General features: G+C 29.2%; 20 protein-coding genes and 2 pseudogenes. 1 reads left to right on the top strand and 21 read right to left on the bottom strand.

Translation table 11 applies throughout. The annotated features are described in order from the left end of the window. The 18 genes and pseudogenes from RWQ73_RS05770 to RWQ73_RS05685 form a co-directional block, all read right to left on the bottom strand. Positions 1–1,162 (bottom strand): AAA family ATPase (locus RWQ73_RS05770; RefSeq protein ID WP_314407237.1); only part of this gene is annotated, 1,162 nt, incomplete at its 3' end. A gap of 691 nt (positions 1,163–1,853) precedes the next feature. Then, positions 1,854–2,036, bottom strand: a complete 183-nt coding sequence (locus tag RWQ73_RS05765; RefSeq protein ID WP_314407235.1) for a hypothetical protein — start codon at positions 2,034–2,036, stop codon at positions 1,854–1,856. A gap of 197 nt (positions 2,037–2,233) precedes the next feature. Further along, entirely contained in the window at positions 2,234–2,995 is a 762-nt protein-coding gene (locus RWQ73_RS05760; RefSeq protein ID WP_314407233.1) for a nitroreductase family protein, read from the bottom strand. A gap of 93 nt (positions 2,996–3,088) precedes the next feature. Continuing rightward, entirely contained in the window at positions 3,089–3,352 is a 264-nt protein-coding gene (locus RWQ73_RS05755) for a GNAT family N-acetyltransferase (protein ID WP_314407231.1), read from the bottom strand. 558 nt (positions 3,353–3,910) lie between these two features. Beyond that, entirely contained in the window at positions 3,911–5,059 is a 1,149-nt protein-coding gene (locus RWQ73_RS05750; RefSeq protein ID WP_314407229.1) for a mannitol-1-phosphate 5-dehydrogenase, read from the bottom strand. Between the two features lie 31 nt (positions 5,060–5,090). Beyond that, complete coding sequence (locus RWQ73_RS05745) at positions 5,091–5,534, bottom strand: PTS sugar transporter subunit IIA (protein ID WP_314407227.1); 444 nt, start codon at positions 5,532–5,534, stop codon at positions 5,091–5,093. Between the two features lie 226 nt (positions 5,535–5,760). Next, entirely contained in the window at positions 5,761–7,743 is a 1,983-nt protein-coding gene (locus tag RWQ73_RS05740; RefSeq protein ID WP_314407225.1) for a PTS sugar transporter subunit IIA, read from the bottom strand. Positions 7,744–7,882: 139 nt separating this feature from the next. Beyond that, the gene (locus tag RWQ73_RS05735; protein ID WP_314407223.1) at positions 7,883–9,316 is read right to left on the bottom strand and encodes a PTS mannitol transporter subunit IICB; all 1,434 of its coding nucleotides are present in this window, start codon (positions 9,314–9,316) and stop codon (positions 7,883–7,885) included. Positions 9,317–9,658: 342 nt separating this feature from the next. Next, the gene (locus tag RWQ73_RS05730) at positions 9,659–11,719 is read right to left on the bottom strand and encodes a DEAD/DEAH box helicase (RefSeq protein WP_314407221.1); all 2,061 of its coding nucleotides are present in this window, start codon (positions 11,717–11,719) and stop codon (positions 9,659–9,661) included. Beyond that, positions 11,700–12,629, bottom strand: coding sequence for a Hachiman antiphage defense system protein HamA (locus RWQ73_RS05725; RefSeq protein ID WP_314407219.1), 930 nt, complete (start codon positions 12,627–12,629; stop codon positions 11,700–11,702). Before RWQ73_RS05725 ends, RWQ73_RS05730 begins: the two co-directional genes overlap by 20 nt. 22 nt (positions 12,630–12,651) lie before the next feature. Next, entirely contained in the window at positions 12,652–14,067 is a 1,416-nt protein-coding gene (locus tag RWQ73_RS05720) for an LlaJI family restriction endonuclease (protein ID WP_314407218.1), read from the bottom strand. A 14-nt stretch (positions 14,068–14,081) separates the two neighbouring features. Continuing rightward, positions 14,082–15,995 (bottom strand): AAA family ATPase, encoded by a 1,914-nt coding sequence (locus tag RWQ73_RS05715; RefSeq protein WP_314407217.1) that lies wholly within the window; start codon positions 15,993–15,995, stop codon positions 14,082–14,084. Then, positions 15,995–17,242: a DNA cytosine methyltransferase gene (locus RWQ73_RS05710; RefSeq protein WP_314407216.1), complete on the bottom strand. Its 1,248-nt coding sequence runs from the start codon at positions 17,240–17,242 to the stop codon at positions 15,995–15,997. The genes RWQ73_RS05715 and RWQ73_RS05710 overlap by 1 nt, the downstream gene beginning before the upstream one ends. Then, on the bottom strand, positions 17,242–18,312 hold the full coding sequence (locus RWQ73_RS05705; RefSeq protein ID WP_314407215.1) for a DNA cytosine methyltransferase: 1,071 nt from the start codon (positions 18,310–18,312) through the stop codon (positions 17,242–17,244). Before RWQ73_RS05705 ends, RWQ73_RS05710 begins: the two co-directional genes overlap by 1 nt. Then, positions 18,305–18,535 (bottom strand): helix-turn-helix transcriptional regulator, encoded by a 231-nt coding sequence (locus RWQ73_RS05700; protein ID WP_314407213.1) that lies wholly within the window; start codon positions 18,533–18,535, stop codon positions 18,305–18,307. Before RWQ73_RS05700 ends, RWQ73_RS05705 begins: the two co-directional genes overlap by 8 nt. 207 nt (positions 18,536–18,742) lie before the next feature. Further along, positions 18,743–19,334: pseudogene (locus RWQ73_RS05695) on the bottom strand (DNA-binding protein). Between the two features lie 359 nt (positions 19,335–19,693). Beyond that, positions 19,694–20,101, bottom strand: coding sequence for a GNAT family N-acetyltransferase (locus RWQ73_RS05690; protein ID WP_314407212.1), 408 nt, complete (start codon positions 20,099–20,101; stop codon positions 19,694–19,696). Positions 20,102–20,209: 108 nt separating this feature from the next. Continuing rightward, the gene (locus RWQ73_RS05685) at positions 20,210–20,704 is read right to left on the bottom strand and encodes a hypothetical protein (protein WP_314407210.1); all 495 of its coding nucleotides are present in this window, start codon (positions 20,702–20,704) and stop codon (positions 20,210–20,212) included. A 200-nt stretch (positions 20,705–20,904) separates the two neighbouring features. Between RWQ73_RS05685 and RWQ73_RS05680 the strand changes: the two genes are divergently transcribed. Continuing rightward, the gene (locus RWQ73_RS05680) at positions 20,905–21,399 is read left to right on the top strand and encodes a type II toxin-antitoxin system RelB/DinJ family antitoxin (RefSeq protein ID WP_314407209.1); all 495 of its coding nucleotides are present in this window, start codon (positions 20,905–20,907) and stop codon (positions 21,397–21,399) included. 924 nt (positions 21,400–22,323) lie between these two features. Here the strand turns inward: RWQ73_RS05680 and RWQ73_RS05675 are convergent. The 3 genes and pseudogenes from RWQ73_RS05675 to RWQ73_RS05665 all read right to left on the bottom strand — a co-directional run. Continuing rightward, positions 22,324–22,779 (bottom strand): type II toxin-antitoxin system HicB family antitoxin, encoded by a 456-nt coding sequence (locus RWQ73_RS05675; protein ID WP_314407207.1) that lies wholly within the window; start codon positions 22,777–22,779, stop codon positions 22,324–22,326. Between the two features lie 28 nt (positions 22,780–22,807). Beyond that, positions 22,808–22,993, bottom strand: coding sequence for a type II toxin-antitoxin system HicA family toxin (locus RWQ73_RS05670; RefSeq protein WP_204644245.1), 186 nt, complete (start codon positions 22,991–22,993; stop codon positions 22,808–22,810). A 384-nt stretch (positions 22,994–23,377) separates the two neighbouring features. Then, positions 23,378–23,591, bottom strand: a pseudogene (locus RWQ73_RS05665) (cell filamentation protein); the annotation flags it as partial.

Below are 23,591 nucleotides of genomic sequence, written 5' to 3'. Positions count from 1 at the left end.
CCGGTAAGAATCTATCAGTAATATATCTGTTAGACAATTCAGCAGCTTCTACAATCGCACGGTCAGAAATTTTCACACCGTGGTAAACTTCGAATCTTTCTTTAAGACCACGTAGAATTGAGATTGTATCTTCTACAGTAGGCTCTTTAACAAGAACTTTTTGAAAACGACGTTCTAATGCAGAATCTTTTTCGATATATTGACGATATTCATTAAGAGTTGTAGCACCGATACAGTGTAGTTCACCACGAGCAAGCATTGGTTTTAAGATATTACCAGCATCCATTGCTCCGTCAGTTTTACCAGCACCAACAAGCATGTGAATTTCATCGATGAATAAAATAATTTTTCCATCTTGTTCTTTAACTTCTTTTAATACAGCTTTTAGTCGTTCTTCGAACTCACCACGATATTTAGCTCCTGCAACTAAACTAGTAAGGTCAAGTTCGAATACAGTTTTGTCTTTAAGACTTTCAGGTACATCACCGCGTACAATACGTTGAGCCAGTGCCTCAACAATCGCAGTTTTACCGACCCCAGGTTCCCCTATTAACACTGGATTATTTTTTGTTTTTCTTGATAAAATTCTAATTACATTTCTTATCTCTTCATCACGTCCTATCACAGGATCAATTTTACCACTACGTGCAGCTTCTACAAGATCACGACCATATTTTTCTAGAACTTCGTAGTTATTTTCTGGATTCTCATTCATAACTTTTTTACCTCCTCTAATATTATCGATAACAGCTACTAAATCTTTTAACGTAGTCACCTTATCGATATATTTTTTTACTATACTATTTTTCAAATAACTCGCAAGAACGATATGTTCACACGAAATAAATTTATCTTCATATTTCTCTTTATATTTATTAGCTTCTATTAATAAAGCATTCAAATCATTACTTAGATAACTAGCGTAATTGATATTATCTCCTTCTACACTATTTACCTTTTCAATCTCGTTATCTAACTCATGAGTTAAATTCGCCTTATCAACATTTACTCTTCCTAATATATCACTATATAAATTACTACCAGTAAGAGCCGCTTTTAAGAACATCTCACTCGTAATACTTTGACTTTTTTTCTCAGTTGCAAATTCGGAAGATTTCGCTAAGATTTCTTTCACACTATTAGTAAAACTATTAATATCCATTGTAAATCTCCTTTGATTAAATTATTAGATCAAAAGGTATTTTAATTCGTTGATCAGTATCTCTAATAATAGAAACACTCTTCAAAATATACACCTAAATACTCAATAAACTAAAAGGTTTTATGGAGTATATTTAAGTTTTATCTTTTTTGACCTTCTTTGACCTTAAATAAATTATAGCATGTTTGACCTTTTTTGACAATAGTTTTTTTGAAAAAAATTAAAAAAAGAAAAAAAGCTCATAAACCCTTTTGTTGACAAGCTTTGAAGCATATATTATACTTAATATTATCTTAGAGATATAAAAATATATGCTCTACTGGTAACTTTCCCAGAGAGATTAATTTCTGCTCTGTAAAACACCTATGAAATTTCATAGGTGTTTTTTTAATGCAAAAAACACCACATATATATTATTAAAATACATATGTGGCGATTATTTATGCGTCTATATATCTGAACTCTATCTTATGTCCATTTTTTGTTAAATTAATTTGTTATTTTTTATTTTTCATTTTCTTAGTATACAAATATTCAATAATTATACTTAGGATCATTATTAAGTATAATATAATAAAGGTTTTTATATGATCTTGACTTATGTTTATATTTAATGTGTTTTTTATATAAGAAAAGTATAAAATAGGAAAAAGTATTAAGCTTATTATGTTATAAAATTTATTAAGCATGATTAAATCACAACATAAGATACGTAGTTTAAGCTCATTATACTTTTACTTATATGATAATATGCGTCAATACCTTTATCTTGCCAATAAAATTGTTGTATAGCTTGTTCAGATCTAAAAATGTGGTTATTAAATTTACCTAATGATAAAATAGAAGCTGTTAACTTGAATTTTTTATATTTCATAAGAAGAGCCTCCTTTATAAAATAGAAATTAAAAATAAATTTGCAACTAAACATTAATAATACTTATATTCCACTATCTAAAATATATCATGAAAATCTAATGATAACAATATGAAAATTAAGAAAGGCGTTTGTTAGATGAAAACGCTTATCTAGTGTGCAACTACATAAGCGGTTTTCTAATTTAATCTTATTCTTTATTCCTTCTCACTAACAAAACCATTTTTTTCTAATAGTTTTTTAGTTACTTTTTCTATTCCTGAAGGTTGTGCATAGAAGTCAGCGAATTTCTTAGTCCATGTTTTTGTCTCACGTGCTTCTGCGAAGTCTTCCATAGTTTGACGATATTCTTTTAATACTTCTACATTTGATTTAGGGAATTCATTATACCCTACATTAGCAGCTTCTGGTAATCTAGGCTTAACTTTTTCTGTTGATAACTCTTCATCTATAACTCCAATACTTAGACCACATACAAATAAAGCAGTCTCAGGAATATTCAATAATTCTGAAATACTATCGCCAAAATATCTTAAACCACCACAATACACGATTCCATATCCTAAAGACTCAGCAGCTAAAGCGGAATTTTGCATCGCTATACCAACATCTAAAGTCCCGATAAGTAAAGGTTCGTATTGATTAGAAATATCAAACTCTCCACCTTCAATATCAAATGATAATTTAATATTAGTATAATCTAAGCAATACAGTAAAAGCGCCGCAGAATTTTCGATATGAACCGCATTACCAGGTGATTTTTCACGGATTAAATCTGCAATTTGTTGTTTAGTTTCACCTGTTGTTACAATAATACTATAATGTTGACCGTTCATCCAGCTAGATCCTTGCTTAGAACCAGCGATAATTTGCTCAAGATGTTCTTTTGCTAGTTCTTTACCTTTTACAAAATTACGAGTCGTACGATGTTCTAGCATCGTTTTAATAACTTCATTCATATGTTACCTCCGAAAATTTCTAGTAATAGTAATTTTATTATAACGTGAAAAAGAATAAAATGAAAGGAAATAGGCTGATTAAACTATATATTTTTAATCTTTATGAAAATACACTATATCCATTCCGTCTTTTATATTCTCAATCTCACCAGTTCTCTTATAACCCAACTTCTCATATAAATAAATATTACCCTGTTCTTGTAATATTGTATCTAGTTGCCAATGATGTGAGCCATATATTTTTTCTACTTCTCTCATAGCAAGTTGAGCGAGTCCTTGATTCCTAAATGCAGGCATAATCCAGATGGGGGCTATACGTTTTCTACTGCCATCTTTTTTATCTATGACTCTAACCACTCCAACTTTTTCATTATTTAGTAGCTAATCCAAGGCTGTTTATATTTATACAAAACATTCTCATAACTTTCTGTCGCTGGACTCATATCATAATCCTGATACTTCTCTAATAGACTCTTAAACGCTTCTACCTGCATTTCCTATATTTCTTTAATATCAGATTCTGTTGCTTTTAATAATTCAATTTTCATTTATTAATCCTCCAGTTTCTCTACTTATCAACTAAAGTTATTTTAACATAAGTTTTCAATACACCAAACAAAAGCTTTAGCTACTCGTAAATCTGAATCACTAAAATGACCACCTTTATTCCACTTATATTTTTTTCTTAATCTATTATTAACTCATGTTATAATGATAACACTTTTAGTAGTAGTGTCAATAACTACAACAATTTTTTTATTAATTTTATAAAACAAGGCGAAAAGCCTTTAGAATCACTATTCTAAAGACTTTCGATTATTATTTTGTATAAAAACTGCTAATAATACATACTATTTCTTTCTTATATATACACGTCATGTCATAATTTTTATATTGAGATACTTGTATATATTATTAAACTAATTTTTCGTAACCTTCTTTAATCTTATTTAATAAGGTTGTATCTGTTAATTCTGTTACTTCACTTAAAGCTTTGATAACACCTTTATCTTTAATTAATTGTTCAAGTTTTATAGATTGTTCATCTTCTTCAGATTTAAAAGTAAGAATATATGAACAAGCTTTTAGTAAAGCACTGTTCGATAATCCTAGTTCTTCTGTTTCTCTAATAGGTTTAATAAATCTCTCATTATAACCTAATTTTCTTATAGGAGTACGACAAATTCTAGAGACATTATCTACAATACGTGGATTTTCGAAACGTTTGATAGTTTTATTTCTATAAGCTTCCATCTCTTCTTTATTGAATCCCCATTTTTTCTCAAGTAATGCACTAGTTTCTTCTAATACAGCGATGAAATCTTTTCTTACATCAGCATGTTTAGCACCATCTGAAACTAACTCAATACCTAAGTAATTCGCAATATAACTTAGTGCTGCATGCCCTGTATTTACCGTAAATAGTTTTCTTTCAATAAATGGATTAAGATCATCTACATAATGTACTTGTTCAATATTTCTATTACTTTCTACTTTAATTTTATCCGCTTCTATTACCCATTCACAGAATTCCTCCACTTCAACTAGAAGAACATCATCATGTTTTTGAGCCGGTACGATTCTATCTACTGCCGAATTTGGGAATCCTACATATTTATTAACAAACTCTTGTTCTTTTTCTGAAAGATGTTTAAATACTTCTGTTTTTAAAAAATCAGATCCAGAAATCATATTTTCACAAGCGATAATATCTAATAATTTAGTATTATTATTCTCAACCTTTAATTTTAATCCTTCTGCGATATCTTTTGCTATGATAGGCAGAACATTCGGACCTATAGAAGTAGTAATTAATTCTACCTCACCTATAGCTGTATAAAGTTGTTCTTTTTCTTCAGCGATATTTAAAGCATCAAAGTTATTAAGTTCAACTTCTTCAATATTTTCATCCAATATTCTAATAGTGTATGTATCACGGTGTTTTAAATCATTAACAACATCTTTATTAATATCTACAAAAGTAATGTGATATCCAGATTTATTTAATAATTCTCCAATAAATCCACGTCCGATATTTCCCGCACCAAAGTGTAAATTTTTCATTGTAATACCTTCTTACTAATTTTATTTTTAATTATTCAACTTCTGATAATAAAGTAATAACTTCCTCTTCAGTAGCTGCATTTACTAATTTTATAACATTTTCTTGTTCTGAACAGAAGATTGCTATTTTTGATAATAATTCTAAATGCTCACCGTCTTTACCAGCTATACCAAATACTACGAATACCATCTTATCTTCAGTATCTTCAGGATTCGCAAAAGAAACTCCTCCAGGTATTTGAATAATAGAAATTCCTGTGCTTTTAATTGATTTTTTAGCTTCATCTGTTCCGTGAGGAATCGCAATAAAGTTCCCCATGTAAGTTGATACGATTTCTTCCCTTTCTAACATAGCAGGGATGTAATCACTATCTACATATCCATTTTCTACTAAGATTTCTCCTGCTTTTCTAATCGCTTCTTCTTTATTACTAATTTCTTGTCCTAATCTAATATCTTTTTTTGTTAAATTCATCTTCATTTCTCCTTCTAGTTTCTTGTTCTATCTCTTATAAGTTAATTATACCTTTAGTTATCCTTCTAAACAATATCAAAGTCGGCGAAACACTTTTTGCCAAAATAGAGTTATAAAAATTGACAAACAATTTCTCTATCAATTAATAACTTTATAATATGACTATATATCAACTTCATTAATTACAAAAAGCGACCTGAAATTAATTTCCAAGTCGCTATAATAACTATAAATGTAAAATATAATTTTTCAAGATTAATTCAATCTTAGTAGTAATAAAGTCTTTATTTTTACTAGATAATGCTTTAATAAATACCTCATCATCTAATATTGCAATACTAATCTGACTAAGTAAATCTGTGAATTCTTGTTGATTTTGACTAACCATCACTATAAAATTATCAACATTCTGATCTTTACCCATCGCATCCTTCATAACGATACCTTCATTTAATGAACTAATAATAACAAATGGTTCATCGATATCATTATTTAAAGTATGGAAAAGAGCTATATTAGTATTAGTAATAACTACAGAACTCTTAGTATGTCTTTCTAACAAACTATTAAAGACTTCATCTTTGTTAGTAATATTTAGTGTTGAATCCTTTAAAATACCATTTAATATTTCTTCATAATTAGCTACGCTAGCTGTTTCAACATACTCAGTATTTTTTAAAATAATTCGACACGCACGACTAAACCTATCAATATTGACAATATTTTCTCTTTTAACAGTATTATTTCTTTTGAAACTTCTACTAGATAATATTTTTTCACGAATTAAGTTTATATCTTTTTCTTTTAGTATAGTCGGGATTAATAAGTAATCGACATCTTGTTCCAATTCGATTGAAGATATTACTACGTCATAATTGTTTACTAAAGATTTAGTTACCTTACTAGGAATTGTATATTCTAGATTTTTTATTTCAGGAATATTCTTTCTAATCTGACTACCTAAAATTTTTGAACTTCCAATACCACTAGCACATATTACTAGAGCACGAATAAAGTTCTTTCTATAAATTTGTTCATAGCTAGAAGCAAAATGTATAACGATATAACTTAACTCAGTTGAATTAAACATAATTTCATCAAACACAACTAACAGTTCTGATTTAATCACTAGATATAGCTCGTTGTAGTTTTTCAATACAAAATCTTGTAATTCATCATTCTCCTCTGTTAAGTTCATCTGATGTCTTTTTATAGCCGATTCAACATGTGCGATAAGACCACTTGAAAGATTCGTATCTTGCGTGAAGTCTACATTCATTTTTTCAGAAACATATTTTATCAACAGACTAATCTTATATACTAATGTATATGAATACTTATCATTTAAATATGAAAGTTGTTCAATTAGACGACAAGTTTTTAATATTTTGATAAGGAATTGAATTATATCATCTGTAATATCAAATTCAATAATATCTTTAGAAGCGATTAGTAATGACTTTATACTATCATATTCTTGGTTCGTAATATTTTCTTTAATATCAGTTGGATATGACATTCTAAGAAACACCACATTTAAACTTATAAGAATTTTCTTGATACTAGAATCAGTATATATTTTAAACACATCAAGATGTTTATTTTGATAAAATACCTTTTTTATAAAGTCAAAATTCAAGAATTTTATGAATGGATTACTTGATAATATACTACGGTCATTTAGTCTAGTGAAAAATTCCTCATCACTAATCTCATTACACAACAATGAAATAAGAAGTACTCTTCGATCTATTTCACTACCTTCTATTTCAATACCATGTCCTTTTTTTCTAATCAATGCCAACTTGTAATCAGATAAAATCTTTTCGATAGTGCCTATTGCAGTCGCAACAGTATTATAACTTAACATCAGTTTCTCAGAGATATCTTTAATCGAAGTATCTTCACTAAGAATTAAGAAGCATAATATTAAATTCAATCTAGTTTCAGTTGAATACGCATAATCTTCAAAACTAACTTCAAATAATGAAGAATCCAACTCAGATAAATCACCTTTTAGTACATACTTAGACTTTTCTTTCGTTAAATCTATTCCAAGTTGATTTAATGAACTCTCTAAGTTTTTAATTTCTCTATAGAGTGTTCGTTCTTTAATTTTTGTAGCCTTAGCAATCTCTTTTATACTAAGCGCTTCATCAGTATTTTTTAACAAAACTTGTAATATTAATTTTTCACGTTCGTTAAACATATAACCTCCATTCAAAAAATATCCAAAACTTCCTTTTATAATAAAATATGACTTCCTCTTAGTAATGCATATCGCCTTATCTAAGAAGAAGTCATAAACACTACCGTATCTATTCACAAAATATTATATAGTTATTTATCTATTTTTGCAAATTCTCAACGATTTCATCGTATTTTGGACTGTTTAGGAAATTATCTACAGATACGTGTAGAGCTTTTCCATTCATTTGTTTCGCTCTTGGCGTTAATTCGTTTTGAGTTACGATTAATAATCCACTCTCTTCTTTTAGATTTCTAATCGCTACATTTGTTACTTCATAATCAAGTCCAGCTTTTTTCACTTTGTTTCGTAGGATAGAAGCACCCATTGCTGAGCTTCCCATTCCTGCATCACAAGCGAAGATAATTCTTTTAACATCAGCATAAGAAGTTTCACTTGCAGTATCAACTGCTACATCTTGACCTTTTGATTCAGCTTTCATGTTGCTAACTTTGCTTTGAGCTGATTCTAAATCTCCTTCACCTTTATCACGTTTTAAGATGATACTAGCGATTACGAATGTTACTAAAGTAGATACTACTACCCCAGCTACTACAGCAAAGTAACTTCCAGTTGCTGTTTGAGCAAGTACTGCTAAAATACTACCTGGTGATGCTGGAGCACGAAGACCTGCACCTAATAGTTGGAATGTTGCTGTACCACTTACTCCTCCTGCCATAGCTGCGAAGATTAATGCAGGTTTCATTAAGATATATGGGAAGTAGATTTCATGGATACCACCGATAAAGTGGATGATTGCTGCACCTGGAGCAGAAGCTTTAGCAGAACCTTTTCCAAAGAACATGTAAGCTAATAAGATACCGAATCCAACACCAGGGTTAGCTTCTAATAAGTATAAAACTGATTTACCAGTATTTAATGCTTGTTCAGTTGCGATTGGTGTTAAGATACCATGGTTAATCGCATTGTTTAAGAATAAGATTTTTGCTGGTTCGATAAACACGTTAGCAAGTGGTAATAAATGTGCATTAATAATCACATCTACTCCAGCACTAAGTGCATTAGTAATAACTTTAACAATAGGTCCAATACCAAAGAATCCTAAAATAGCTAAGATAAATCCAAGAATACCAGCTGAGAAGTTATTTACTAACATCTCTAATCCAGTTTTAATTTTTGGTTGAACTGCTTTGTCAAATCTTTTCATTAGGTGAGCTGCGATAGGTCCCATAACCATAGCTCCTAGGAACATTGGTGTTCCATTTAAACCTTTTTCAGTGATTGTCACTGTTCCAACAATAACACCCATAGTAGCAATCGCCGCTACAACTCCTCCACGTTCATCATGAACGTTTTTACCAGCTGAATAAGAAATTAATAGTGGTAATAGGAAGAATATCATTGGTGCAACTAATGCCGCAAGTTTTGTGTTTGGCATCCATCCTGTTGGTATAAATAATGCAGTAATTAATCCCCAAGCTATGAATGCACCAATATTAGGCATTACCATACTTGAAAGAGCAGTACCGACTTTTTGAACTAAAACTTTTAAACTACTTTTATTTTCGCTCATAAGTATATATCTCCTTTTGTTTTTTACTTTTATCTTATGAACTCATTATACATTCTGCCTAGTCAACGAACAATATCAAAGTAGGCAAAATGAATTTTGCCAAATTGAAAACGGATTAAAAAAACTTTAATATCAGCATTTTAATAAATAATTTCAGCTTGGTGAAATATTAAAAATAATTAATGGTTGGGGTTGACAACGATACAAAAGATTAGAATTTCTTCAAAAAATTAAGAATATCCTAATGTTAGAGTATTCTTCTGTAAAATTTAATACGAAAGAATTAAATCAGATCAGAACAATTATAAGAAATATATAGAAGGAGATAGATAGATAACTTTCTCAGCTTATCATTTTTTCAACTATAAACCTTGATATAACACTTATCTTGGGAATAACTTTTTTGTAATTTTCTTGTATTTTACTTTGCAATTCATCAACAGAACGTATATTTTCACCAATAATTTTAGAAATTATATTTATATCCTTATCATAAATCCCCATGTCTTTTAATATTTTTTTACCTGGAGAATGCATAAAATACTTATTCTCTATTACTCTTAGTATTTCTTCTTCGATAGGCTTTTTTATATACTCTGACGCATTATCCAACTCCATAAAATACAAAATAGCTTCCGTTTTCTTATAGAAATCATATTCTATATAACTATTCTTCAATTTTAAAACTTCACTTATTATAGAATCTAAATTTAACTTGAATGCTTTACGAACCTGTTCAATAGTAGCCCTAACACTTTTTGATTGCTTATATGTTAAAATATTAATGATATACGTTTTAATCTTATGATTATATCTTTCTGAATCATTTTCAATAATTTTATAAAGCTCCCTCACAACACCTAATTTTGTTGGTTTATCACTTGCGAGCATATCATTAATTGCCTTGTATAATAAGTTTTTATTCTGTTTGAACCTACTATACATGGCATTTATTGTTGAAAATCTAAATTGTGTTGCAAAATGCTTTATATAATCCTCATACGATATTTCCATCTCTTTTAATAAGCTTAAGAACTCAGGATGATCATTATATCTATCGGAATTAATATCCATATCAATACTGTTGTCAGTTAATTCAAATTCAATAGACTTTAAAGCCTCTTCCTTACAATACTCTCTGTCATCAGTACCACGTATATAATATGCAGTCCCTAAATAATATTGACAAAGTCTTCCTGTTCTCCCTACAAGATTAAAAAAATCAAATGCATCAAATTCAGTTTTATTTCTTGCAGGCTTTGTTATAATAATATTTTCACACGCAGTATTAACGCCTTCCAATAACGTGGATGTGCATAGCATTATATTATATCCACTATCTATATTATCAAATAGTTCTAATTGTAGCATCCTTATTCCTAAAGGTAACTGACCATGATGTACTAAAATACCTTTATTTAGTGCCTTTAAAACTGACCACTCCTCATGTATTTCACTTGAAGCCCACTCAATAAATTCATCTAAAATTCTACTTTTACCAATTTTAATATTAAATTCAAATGTTCCAGATAAAAATTTATTGAGCGAATATACTGTGGGGAAATAAACCAGTCGCTTGGTATTCTCCAGTTCATTTACAACTTTTACAGTTTCTAAGTATCTATCATTTTCATCAGAAATTCTTCGTTCTATAACCTTGTTTACAACAGGCGAAAAGTTACTTGAAAAAAATAGTGGTTTATTTTCTATTTTATCAATATTTCTGACTTCTTTTAAGAAAGGGGCTAGTAGTAAATACTTTCTTGATTTTTCCATTAGAAATTTATATGCTAAGTTCAGTATCAATACTCTATCATTATTAAAATCAGTCTTAAGCTTATAGACCTCATCAATAACCAAAAAATCTATTTTTGAAAAAATCGAAATTACGTCTTCATTTACCACTCTATCATGAGTTAAAATAAATAAATTTTTTTCTTTAAAATCATATTCTTTTTCAATATCAATGCTTGTATAAATCTTATACTGTAAAAATGAATCTCTATATTTTTTGAGTATTTTTTGTTTATACTCATCAACTAGTGCTAGTGTTGGTACAATCAAAACAACATTTTTAGGCTGTTCTCTTGCTATATATTCAAATACAACAAACGTTTTTCCAAAACTTGTTGGCGCACTAAAGATAAGACCATTATGACTTTTAATTAGATTTAAAACTCGCATTTGCTCTGGATGTAATGATAAATTATCATCAATATGACTACAAGCAAATCCATTATAAATTGCTGACTTGAATGAATATTCTCTTGAATACATTGTTAATCCCAGATTAAATAAAGAATCTGCATGAAATTTTTCATATTCCGTTTTATTATCTACATTATTTAACTCAAGTATGTAATTTTCCCTATACACCTGTGCATTATTTACTTTCGTATTCACGAGCTTTATTCACCGCCATTCTGATTGCAAAATCAACAAATTTTTCCTTATCAATTACTGGTAAAGAAATTAACAGATATTTTGTCTCTAACCCTAACATTTTATTGGAATTAACTCTATTTAGCATATCTAAAAACTTTTCTACTTTTTCTTTATTTCCATCACCGTGAGCAATAAAAATAGGTATTATAACACTATTTATATTTGATTCCTTAATAAAATCTCCGAAAGTTCTACAGACTTCAATTGTATCTTTATACTTATTCAAAAAGCTTGAATTTAAGTTATAGTTTTCATTTGATAAAACCAATAAATATTCTTCATTTATATTTTGCTCATAATCTTTCAAAGATCGATTAACCAAGGAAACTCCATTACTTAGTTTCTTTGAAAATTTTGCTTCTCCAAATAGAATTTCACTATTTTCATCATCATAAAATAATGTATCAATACCAAATGCACTCATATTTCTATCTGTTGTAGTACGGAATTTTGGGATTATGCATTTGTATCCGAAATATCTTGTTAATATTAAATGAAAAATATATTCCCCAATTTTTCCAATTTTATCTTGTTTTATTAAGAACTTACCATCAGAGTCTCTAAGACATTCATATTCTTCACTTAATATATTTTCTAACTCAACGTCTAAATCGACTACTGGTATTTTCATTAACTCTTCATTCAAGAAGTATTGAATATTTTTATAAAGCTTTACATACTCTTTTTTACCTGGGGTGAACTCTATCCCTGTATTTAGTTCAGAATAGAGGAGCAAATTTTTTTCATCAAAAATATACGAAACTAATCCTGTCAAGAATTTATTCTCATCATCAAAATTCGCATATAAAAAACTATACTTATCCTCCTCAGTGTAAATCTTAAATTCTTCAAAATCAATTACTTCCAATATTGCTCCCCCTTCCTACAATTTATTTTTCTAAATAAATTTCATACATTTCTTCACATGGTTTCAAAATAACATCTATATCATGAAGTTGAATATCTCCTAAACCATAAAATATGTCTATGCTTACTGTTCCTATCTTTTTTTCTTCTCTCCCATCGGTCGGCATAAGAAAAGCATTAGAATCAATCACCAATTTGTTTTCCTTAGCGAAATCCTTATACGCTAGTTCATATAGATATTGCTTCGTTATATCTCCTACTCCAGGTTGTTTATCAACACCTTTATCATCCAGCTTAATCTTGTAATATTTAGCATCATATATAGATAATTTATTACCCTTTATTGTGACAATATCAGGAATCAATGCTTTATTTGCTACATGGACATTTCCAGAATTATTATGCTTCCACTTCGGTTTAGCAATTACATCTGATATTAATGCAGACTGTTTTGGATTCTTAGAATAACTTAAACCAAGTTCTTTAATAGATTTATTCATACAATCATCCATAACTTCAGAGCATACATCTTCCCACACTAAATTAAAGCTGTTTGTTCCAACAAAAGAAATTTTTGTAGATGAATCTTTACCCGAATCTTCTTCAATATACTTTTTTAACAAATTCAAAATATTTTGCTTTAAAGTGACAAATTGCGAAGATATCTCTTGATTTAAACGATACAAAATATACTCGCTATTACCAAAATGCTCTCTTTTCTCTGAACTTATATTTATAGTCTCTATATCGAGTATGCACAAAATGTCTTTGAGCTTTTTAGATACTTCAGACAAAATAAATGCATGTAATCTTCGGAAATAATCCTGCTCATTATTTTCTTGATTAACTGCAAATGTATCTAGATACATCGGTAATCCATTCGAAAAATAAGCTGTGCTTTCATTAATAGTTTTCTCCCACAAAATCTCCCCGCATCCATTTTGTTCAATAATTTGTTTATCATTACTATAAAGTCCATGATTGTAATAGCTGTAAATCAGTTCTAATGCTATTGATAATAAATTAAAATTATCGACATCTACTTGACTACTAAAACCTATTTTTTGCTCTTTTGATTGATACTTTCTAATTACAGATATTAATTGCTTAAATTTTTGAAAATTATTTATTGAATCATTAAAATAAGAAACTGCATATTTAGGGTAAATAAGTAAACACACATTTCCTATAACAAGCATTCCAACATACTTAAACACATAGATATTTCCTTCAAGTACAGTATTAAGTTTTTCTAAACTATCTGTTTCCAGTAATTCCTCTAATTCTACTTTCGATACATCTTTTGATAACTTTTTTACAATATTCATCAAAGATAGAGACTTTAATATGTTCTTTAGTTCTTCTTCACTCGCATTAAATTCATTTTGTAAGTCGAAAAACGAATATGGCTTTAATTCTTGCATTGTTGCTATATACATAAATTCCCCCTACACTAAGATTCATACTTTACCTTATTTTCTGCAACAATAGATACTTTATCTTTTTTACTGGAATCGTATACTTGGTTCGTCTCAATTAATTGAGTTTCTATTTCAATATTCCCCTTAAATAGGTTCAAGGCATTATCATCAAAATGTTTGCAAACACTTGAGTAAGTAGCATATTTACCTTCTGCAAACAACAATGGTCTATATGCTTTAGCTGCATCTTCATATAAATACATCAAAACTTTATTCTTAATAGTTTCTGTCAATCTATCTAAATCAGAATCTTCTAAAGTCGCTTTGGATACAAAATACGGCCCAATCAATTTATCCTCAGGAATGTTTAGCGAAGACAACTTCTTATTTAACTCTCTTCTATACAAATCCCAATTAACCACTTCAGAAGAATTTATTTTGAATTTATATCTTTCAAAATCTTCTTTATTTGACTCAGCTGCATCATCAATTCCTAAATATCTAAATTCCCATCTTCTTCTAAATGCTGTATCCATAGGCATAACCCCTTGATCAGCACTATTCATTGTTGCCCAAATATATAGATTATTTGGTAAATACAATCTTCCAAAGTCTTCGCCTAATTTTTCTTTGACTTTTTTTTCTAATTCACAATCGGTAAATTCTTTTTTTAAAAATTCTTGTAGTTCCTTTGATGTTGCAATAAAATACTCACTCTCCCCAGATACATCTCTATCTAATAATTGAAAAACATCACCAAATACAGCAGCAACATTCGCTCTATTTATTTCTTCTATTAAAAGCAAATAATCCTGTGTTGGACATTTTAAAGCTTTAACTAGTTGTCTCATAAGGACACCAGGGATATACTCATACGTTATCGATTCTTGAATATTTCCATCTTCATCTTTCTTTACAGTTCCATCACTATTTTTTAAAACTTTAGGAAATGGTTTGAAGGCACCGACAAAATTTCCATACATATAATTTGGATGAAAAGTTACACGTTCATAATTATTTCCAAAGTATTCTTTTGCCTCTTTGTTTAATTCATAACTCTTCCCAGTACCAGGAGCACCAAAGAATATCCTTTGATGTTGTTTATTTCTCCAATTCAGGAATTTCTTATACATAATTAATGCATAGTCAATTTTCCCTTGAGATTTTTTATTAATTTCTTTATAGTTATAAGAACTATTTAGTTTTTTTATAATCCCAGACAACTTATCTATGCTTGAGATACTATAAATATCAATATCTCCTATTTCTTTTTTAATTTTATTAAAAAGCTTTCCTCTAAGAGAGCCCACTATTGTTGTAGATTCATCATCAGTTCCCAAGTATCTAGTGAATTCTTCTGATAAATCAAATTTTTCATAATATGGTTCAATTTGCGAGAAACTTTTTAAGATTTCTATATCATACTCATGAGTATACGGTCTATTATCAAACACCTTTAAATAGTTAAAGAATGCATCTTTATGAACAGCCGTTATATAGAAATTATTTCTAGTCTTAATTCTCTCAATATTTTTTTTAGGAGCAAAATCATTCGGAATGACAACTTGAGTGCCTGTACCACTTCTTTTTCCCCCAAGAGTTCCAGAAACTGTTGCTATAATTGACTCATTTGATTCCAAGCTGAAAATATAATCTTTATATCTGTCTACTTTATCATGAACAGCCACACAAAAGTATTTCAAATCTTCTTCAAGTGCATATTTCCAGGCAACTCCACGTTCTTTTGCACCACTATCTCTTGTATCAAAAAAGTTTTTTGAATCATCTGCTTTATGGCTAATTGGATAAACAAATATTACTACTTTTTCATCATCCTTGTCTAAAATCAAACCTCTATTACTAGTTTCAGGAATAAACTCAAAATTTTTTTTCAAGTTTATATAGTTCAAAAATGTTTGAACCGCATCTTTAGCTGTGTATGCCATCATTTACCTCCCTGATCATATTTATCTAAAAACTCTTTCAATGCTAACGCTAATTTTTTTGAAAACAACGGTGGAACAGCATTCCCTATCATCTTGTATGTTTCCGTATTGCTACCATAAAAAATATAATCATCAGGAAAAGTTTGTAACCTTGCAGCTTCACGAACAGTCAATGTTCTTAATTGGCTAGAATCTGGGTGAATATGTCTTAATCCATCTTTATATAAATGAGCCGGTATTAAGTTACTTGGTTTGTCCCAACGCAGCACATAATACTTATGTACATTTGAATTTTTTCCTGTAATTTGCATATATAATTCTTTGAGTTTTTCGGTAGAAACATATTCATTTCTACCACTTTCTATATCTGTTGTTAAAAGCTCAAAAACCTTTTTATCTCTTTCACTATGCCACCTAGCAACATGATTTTGTATAAAAGGTTCTGGCAAAGTATATGATGTTCTCCTTCCATTAAATTTTATGTCATGATTCAATGGAAAAAGCTTAGGTAAATCACTTATTGCATCTTTTACAGTTGTTTTTCTAGTCCATTTATACTTCGGTAATATTGTTTCGTAAAATTCTTTCAAAATTTCATCACTATTATAAAAATATGATTTATTTAATCCAACTATAATTATTCTTTTTCTATTTTGTGGAACTCCATATTCAGTAAAGTCAATGATTGCATTCTTTAAATCTTCTAAAATAGAATAACCGGCTTCTTCAAATTGCTCTTTTATAATGTCTACAATATTTCTATCTCCTGGTTTCGCACTTAACAACCCTGGAACATTCTCAAATACAAACAATTTCGGGCTATACTTTTTTACTACTTTCAAGTAACTTTCAAATAAATAGTTTCTATAGTCATCTTTCATGCCATTTTCATCTCTAACTCTTCCTGCTATAGAATAAGCTTGACATGGCGGACCTCCAATTATTACATCAATCCCACTATTTTTATTAACTATATAATCTAACCCTTTTGAAGTTCCATACTTGTCCTCATTCCATCCTTCAAAGAGTTCATCTGTCCTTTGTATATCAAATTGCATTACAATTTCTTCTGAATTATGATATTTCCATTTATCTTTAAGTCTAATCTTTAAATTTTCGCAAGGTGCTTTTTCCCATTCTACAGCAGCTAAAGTCTTATAAAACCCAGATTGCTCAAAACCATCCATTAAACCACCACAACCAGCAAATAAATCTATTGATTTTATTTTATTTGTATTTTTACTCATTATTTAAACTCTTTCTCTAGTATTTTTATCAACTCATTTGCTAACGCAAACCCTAATAATGGTGGCACCGCATTTCCTACTTGTCTATATTGCTGAGTTTTTGTACCTAAAAATACAAAGTCATCAGGAAAAGATTGTAACCTGGCATTTTCTCGCACTGTAGGTACTCTATTGTACTTATAATGAAAGTGATTTCGGTGTCCTGTATCAATAGTCTTCGATGGTTTATTCCCATCATATCTAGTCCAAGCCTCATTAAATTTTCGGCTCTCACCCCATCCTTCAGGTAAATCTTTATAATTACCTCCTTCAGGAACTAATGCAATTGTTTCTCTTACGAGTGTAGTATGATTCGTGCCTACATGATTACTTAGAACTTTACATTTTCCCCTCATTTTAATTTGATACTTAGTCTTTGGAAGATCAATATATATATCGGTATTTTCACCCAATTCAGACTCTCTTGATGGTAAATCACTAATTGCATCTCTACATGTTATATAGTTTTTCTCATCATAGGTCGGATTTGGAAAATGGGGTTCTCCGATATCTTTCCTAACTCCCATAAATATAAGTCTTCTTCTCATTTGAGGAACTCCATAGTCAGCAGCACATAGAATTTTACAACTGATGTTATATCCCATCTTTTTAAAACGTTTCAATATTTCGTCCTTTATTTCTCCGTTATACAACGTTGCCATTCCAGGCACATTTTCTATAATAAACGCCTTAGGTTTAAAAGTTTTTACTGTTTTAATTACTGCTAAATATAATTTATTTCTCTCATCATCAAAATTTCTAGGACCACTTAAAGAAAACCCTTGGCATGGCGGTCCGGCAACAATTACATCTAGCTCTCTATTCCCAATGATATTTTCTATATCTTTAAATACCTTTTTATCAGACAAATCCAAAGATAGTGCCTTTGCTCCATTATGATTTAACTCAAAAGTGCTTAAAGCCGCGTTATCATTATCTACTCCTAGTAAAACATCAAAACCAGCATCTAAAAATCCTTTGGATAACCCACCAGCTCCTGAAAATAAATCTAAAACTGTAAATTTAGACACCCGTTTTCCCTCCATCTTCAATACTTACATACTCGACAATCTCCGAAATATCACATTTCAATACATCACATATCCTAATCAATACATCAGTAGTAACATTTTCACCATTTTTTATTTTGTAGAATGTACTTTTACTCACTTTAGCTTTTTCCATAAGCTCAATATTTTTCATTTCTACATCTATTAATTTCTTAAATAATTTTTTATAGCTTAGTTTAGACATGATTACCTTCCAATCTTATCCATTTTAATGTTATTTTATTCCCATTATAACATAATATTAGAACTTTTTGTAGTATTATCTTCTTTTTTCTCGAACTGTTTTTCCACTAAATAATAATCTGTACAGTCCGAAACCACTTAACATATGCTATCTCTCAGCTTCTTTCGAAGCTACATTCTTCTCTATAAACTTTTCTTTTTCTTCAGCTTAATATTTCTTTATTGCTTAAAGTACAGATTCTTTCATTTCTTCTTATTTCTTCATCTGTTACTTTAATTTTAAAAGCTTAAACGTTAGGATTCTAAGATTAGAATGTTCCTTTCCGTCATCGTCAATAGGTGTTCTTACCTGACCAAATAGTTTTATAAAATCATCTTGCTTAAAGGCATTCGAAATGTCCCTTACATACATAAACTTTTATAAATCTTATTTTCCACATCAACTTTAGATACAACCGAAAAATTAACTATTTTTAAGGTTTCTTCATTCTTTTATTCTCTTTAAATTGTTTCAATTTCACGCACATTATTCCCAACAATATTCACCAGTTCATTATCTTCCTTTCTATTAATACACTTTCTTTATTTTTCTAATCTTCTCTATGTTCATCAATCAATTTTAATCAAATTCATCTTTCTATAATCTCATACTATAATTTTACATATATTTCTAGTATAACTTATCCAATGCAACTTTATCATTAATACCTTTTTTCAAATCTAATTAATGACTTAGCAAAATCTCCATTATTTTCATTTGCCACTTGTTCCAATGTATTTCTTATTTGTTTGTAGTTCATAGAATCCCTCCATATTTTATACTAAAAGTGAAAAGGATCTTGAAATATGAACCGTAATGTAGTAATAGCCCCCAAAATTTTGACAAATTTTGGAGGGCTATTACCGATTAAAAAAATGTTTTTTGTAATAAATATTTTCGTGTCACCTTTACAAAATAGACATCTTATTCCTGATATTAACATTTACTTTTTAACTTTTCGATACTTAAATATCTATTTTTTCTATCTTCTTAAAACTATTTTATGTCTTAAGTATTAGATAACTAAGAAAAGAGTTATCTCTTCTATAACTTCATAATAGCTACTATCTCTTCACCGTCTTTTTCATCAGTTTCTACAAAACCAGCTGACTTATAGAGTTATCGTGCTACAGCATTATCACTCTTATATGATAACCAACAATATTTTGCTGTTCCACAAGGAAATGTATTAATAAATTCTAAAGCTAAATCCATTGCTTTTTTACCAAATCCTCTCCCTTGGAATTTTTTATCTATCATAAGACGCCATATATTATAATTTCCTTTAGCTATTCTTGGAGCACATTCATCATCTGAATTCACATCAAACCCTATCATTAGAAAACCAATAGGTGTATCATCTTTATAAATACCAAATGTAAATACATCATTATTCTCAGTAATTACTATATACGCTTCTATGATACTACTATTATTTGTAGCTACAAAACTTTTCTGATTATCAAAAACCTCTAATTTTAGAATCTCCCCTATATTATTTCTATTAATCTTTTTCAATATAAGCATAATTTATTCCCCATTAATTTTTTAATTTGAATATGATATTAATTTTTATAATTATAAAATAATTTCGTAATGCTTTTATCCTGTTTTTCAGTACCTCTACCAAACTTCCTACTTCATAAACTTCGTTATTTTACCTTCTTTTTTGTATGTTTCTACTGCTTTTGCTACTTTTTCGAAGTCACGTCTTAAGCTGTATGAATAAATATCTCTGAATAATCTATATCCTAGTTTTTCATTTACTTCGAATGCTAGTGTGTATAATTCGTATGTTTCCATTGAATCGAAGTTCTCGTGTGCTTTTACTACATCTAGTAGTATGTCATCACTATGCTCTATTAATGCTTTTTCTAGTCTGTCATTTAGAAATTTTGACTTCTCTAGAGTATGTTTATATAGTTTTTTTGATGTAGTTGAGAAGTCCGCTATTAAACTTTCCCTATCTAGTTTATCGTACAGTTGATATCCTAACTGTTCATTTACCTCTTTTGCGATTTCTACCAATCTTTCTTCTGACACAGGTTCTAAACTATATGCTGCATTATTAACTTCTGAAAATACATTTTTCTCTTCTTCTATCGCTTTCTGTAATAATTCTAATTTCATAAAAATCCTCTCCATACTATTAATCACGTTTGTTGCTAAGTATTATTATACCACACTTAATATGGATTTTTCTGATACTATATTCAATTCTGTTTGAATTTTATTGTTATTTCTATTTTCTTTATCATTTCGTCTAAATACCTCTTGTAAAATAACTTATTCTACGATAAAATAAACTTAAAAATGAGGAGTGTTTATAAATGAGTGAATCAAAAATTGTTTTAACTATTGACGATAATATAAAAAAAGAGGCTGAAGCTGTATTCTCTAGCCTTGGATTAAATATAGAAACTGCAATTAATATATTTTTAGCAAAAGCTGTTAATGAAGGCGGTCTTCCTTTTGACGTGAAACAAAAGAAATATTCTGAAGATCCTGCTTTCCTTTCTAGTCACTTTATTATGAAATCAGCTTTATACGAAGTGAATGAATATTTAAAAGATAGATTTAATGAAGAACCTTCATTCCATTTAGCATGTGATACGAAAGGTGTAGAACACGAGGAAATCGGTAAATTATTCATCCTATTTTCACATAACACTGAGAATATTAACCAAGAAGACTTTACGGAAAAACATATTGATAATTTAGTAGAGCTGGCGACTATTTCTGTTCCATCTATAAAAAGATTATCATCAGAACAACTTCGTGATATCGTGAATGCTTTTATTAATAATTACTATTTAATCAGATAACACCAACTAAATAATAAACTTTCAGGAGTCCCTTAACAGATTTGATTTTAAGGGAACTCCTATTTTTTTATTTAATAATATAAATATTACAATGTTTTTTACGAAACTTAAAATTTTATTGGAAGTAGACTTCCAACTTTCTTAATTTTTACCATTAATTGGAAGTCTACTTCCAACTTTCAATTTTTCCTTATTCCATTTCTTCAGATTTTTATTTTTACGATCACTTTAGTTACTGATACTCTATAATAGTAAATAGATAATACACTTACATCTATGTAAATAAGAGGAGATTAAAATGGGAAAATTTAATAAAAAAGTTGTTTCAGTATCTTCGCTTGTCGCAACATTACCTGTCCTAATCGGTAGCTATGCTGGGTATCTAGGTTTCTCCATTATACGGTAAGATCAAAAATTCACCAAAAGTATTGTCGTTCTCAGGAACTCGTGAACTCCTAAATCCTGACATAGCATTATTAGCTTAAAAACTTCGTGAAGCGAATGTTAAGACTGAATTCGAAATCGGTAAAAACTTAAACCTCACATACCCTTCTTTCCCAATTCCAGAAAGCATCAAAAGCTATTTCTGAAATTGTTAAGTTTGTGAAGAAGCGACTGATCCAAAAGTCCTAATTTTTAAAAAAGTGTATATGATGACTCATAGACGCAGTGGTTTATTGATATCTAAATTCGCTTTATAAAAGCTTTTTAGATATCTAATAAACTTTGCGGGGGTGACTCGACAAAATCGATTTCTACGAAATCACGATTTTTGAGTCACTCCCATATAAAAAAGATGTACTAAAAATTATGATTAAAAACTCTATTTTTGGGTACATCTTTATTTAATATTTTTCTCTACATTTCAAACTATTTTTTAGATTTAAGTTATAAAACATTTCAAGAATTGCAATCTCATATTTTCTACTTATACTTAATAGTTTCTTCTGCTATAGCATTCGTTAATAATTGTGAAAAATTAATATTATATTTTACTGCAACATCATTAGCCCATTTAGGAATAGATAATGTTTTTTTTATTAACGTGCTACTATCTAAATATTCTCTCAAATCCACTACAACCATTGAAACAAATGATTTATTAAGAACATAATAATCCTTCATCTCAGCATCATCTTTAAAAGGAAAATCATCTTCTATTGACAAGTCATTTATATTACTCGACTTAGGTAATCTTTCTCCATCTTCCAAACAATCACTAAGAGCTAATCCCAAATAGTCTGATGCCATACTCATTGATTCTGCTATACCTATCCCCTGTGTCCCACTTCCTTTCAAATCTGGAAAATATACATTAAAAATCTCTTTTTCTTCATTTTCTTTATTAAAATAGAAAATAGCTGGATAACTTACTAACATTATATCACCTCATTAATACGGAGCTGGATTATAATAATCCAGCATCCTTTAATATTCCCTTCTCTGTGAATTTATTCAATTCACCTTTAGGGATAATGATTGGTCTTTTCTGTCCAGGTTTATTCATTTTTATATGAGATCCTTTTCCGCCTTTACATAAAGTAAAACCGTACTTTTTCAACAGTTTAACCATCTCTTCTTGTGTCATCGGCATAATATTAACCTCCTGACACTTTAACTATACTACGTATTTATACGTATGTCAATAGTATTACTCACATTTCTAAAAATATATACTTCATTGATTGAATATTTTCAATTATCTACTCTTCTAGCTACTAAAGTACAATCTTACTCCCCAATTTCCACTTTTTCAACCATGAAAGTACAGTTTTATTTTCCAATGTCCGCTCCTTTAACTATCAAAGTACAGTTTTTTTCCAATGTCCGCTCCTTTAACTATCAAAGTACAGTTTTATTTTCCAATGTCCACTTTTTTATCTACGAAAGTCCAGCTTTTACATTTTAATACAAAAACTCGAAACAAAGATTTCTCCTTGCTTCGAATTCGTTTATTTTTATCATTTTGTAAGTTCTATTAATTTATCTCTATTCTAAATTTATATTTTCCTTTTCCTTGACCTTCTACTTTTTCGATAATGTGGTGTACTAGCATTTCTTTGATTATTTCTGATGCTCTTGATGTTTTTAGTTTTGTAACTTCCATCACTTCTTTTCTTCCAAATACAGAATCTAAATTGAATTTATCATAAAGGTTCTTAATATATTCCTTATTCTTATCTGAGAAGTTT

Origin of the sequence: uncultured Gemella sp. (assembly GCF_963525875.1) — a bacterium.
In the GTDB taxonomy this organism is placed as follows: domain Bacteria; phylum Bacillota; class Bacilli; order Staphylococcales; family Gemellaceae; genus Gemella.
The sequence above is the reverse complement of the archived record's forward strand: the minus strand, read 5'-3'. Positions and strand labels throughout refer to the sequence as shown.

Coding starts and splice junctions, on each gene's coding strand:
- RWQ73_RS05765 (WP_314407235.1), bottom strand. CDS start 2,036: ATGAAATATAAAAAATTCAAGTTAACAGCTTCTATTTTATCATTAGGT.
- RWQ73_RS05760 (WP_314407233.1), bottom strand. CDS start 2,995: ATGAATGAAGTTATTAAAACGATGCTAGAACATCGTACGACTCGTAAT.
- RWQ73_RS05750 (WP_314407229.1), bottom strand. CDS start 5,059: ATGAAAAATTTACACTTTGGTGCGGGAAATATCGGACGTGGATTTATT.
- RWQ73_RS05745 (WP_314407227.1), bottom strand. CDS start 5,534: ATGAATTTAACAAAAAAAGATATTAGATTAGGACAAGAAATTAGTAAT.
- RWQ73_RS05740 (WP_314407225.1), bottom strand. CDS start 7,743: ATGTTTAACGAACGTGAAAAATTAATATTACAAGTTTTGTTAAAAAAT.
- RWQ73_RS05735 (WP_314407223.1), bottom strand. CDS start 9,316: ATGAGCGAAAATAAAAGTAGTTTAAAAGTTTTAGTTCAAAAAGTCGGT.
- RWQ73_RS05720 (WP_314407218.1), bottom strand. CDS start 14,067: ATGTATATAGCAACAATGCAAGAATTAAAGCCATATTCGTTTTTCGAC.
- RWQ73_RS05715 (WP_314407217.1), bottom strand. CDS start 15,995: ATGGCATACACAGCTAAAGATGCGGTTCAAACATTTTTGAACTATATA.
- RWQ73_RS05710 (WP_314407216.1), bottom strand. CDS start 17,242: ATGAGTAAAAATACAAATAAAATAAAATCAATAGATTTATTTGCTGGT.
- RWQ73_RS05700 (WP_314407213.1), bottom strand. CDS start 18,535: ATGTCTAAACTAAGCTATAAAAAATTATTTAAGAAATTAATAGATGTA.
- RWQ73_RS05690 (WP_314407212.1), bottom strand. CDS start 20,101: ATGCTTATATTGAAAAAGATTAATAGAAATAATATAGGGGAGATTCTA.
- RWQ73_RS05685 (WP_314407210.1), bottom strand. CDS start 20,704: ATGAAATTAGAATTATTACAGAAAGCGATAGAAGAAGAGAAAAATGTA.
- RWQ73_RS05680 (WP_314407209.1), top strand. CDS start 20,905: ATGAGTGAATCAAAAATTGTTTTAACTATTGACGATAATATAAAAAAA.
- RWQ73_RS05675 (WP_314407207.1), bottom strand. CDS start 22,779: ATGTTAGTAAGTTATCCAGCTATTTTCTATTTTAATAAAGAAAATGAA.
- RWQ73_RS05670 (WP_204644245.1), bottom strand. CDS start 22,993: ATGCCGATGACACAAGAAGAGATGGTTAAACTGTTGAAAAAGTACGGT.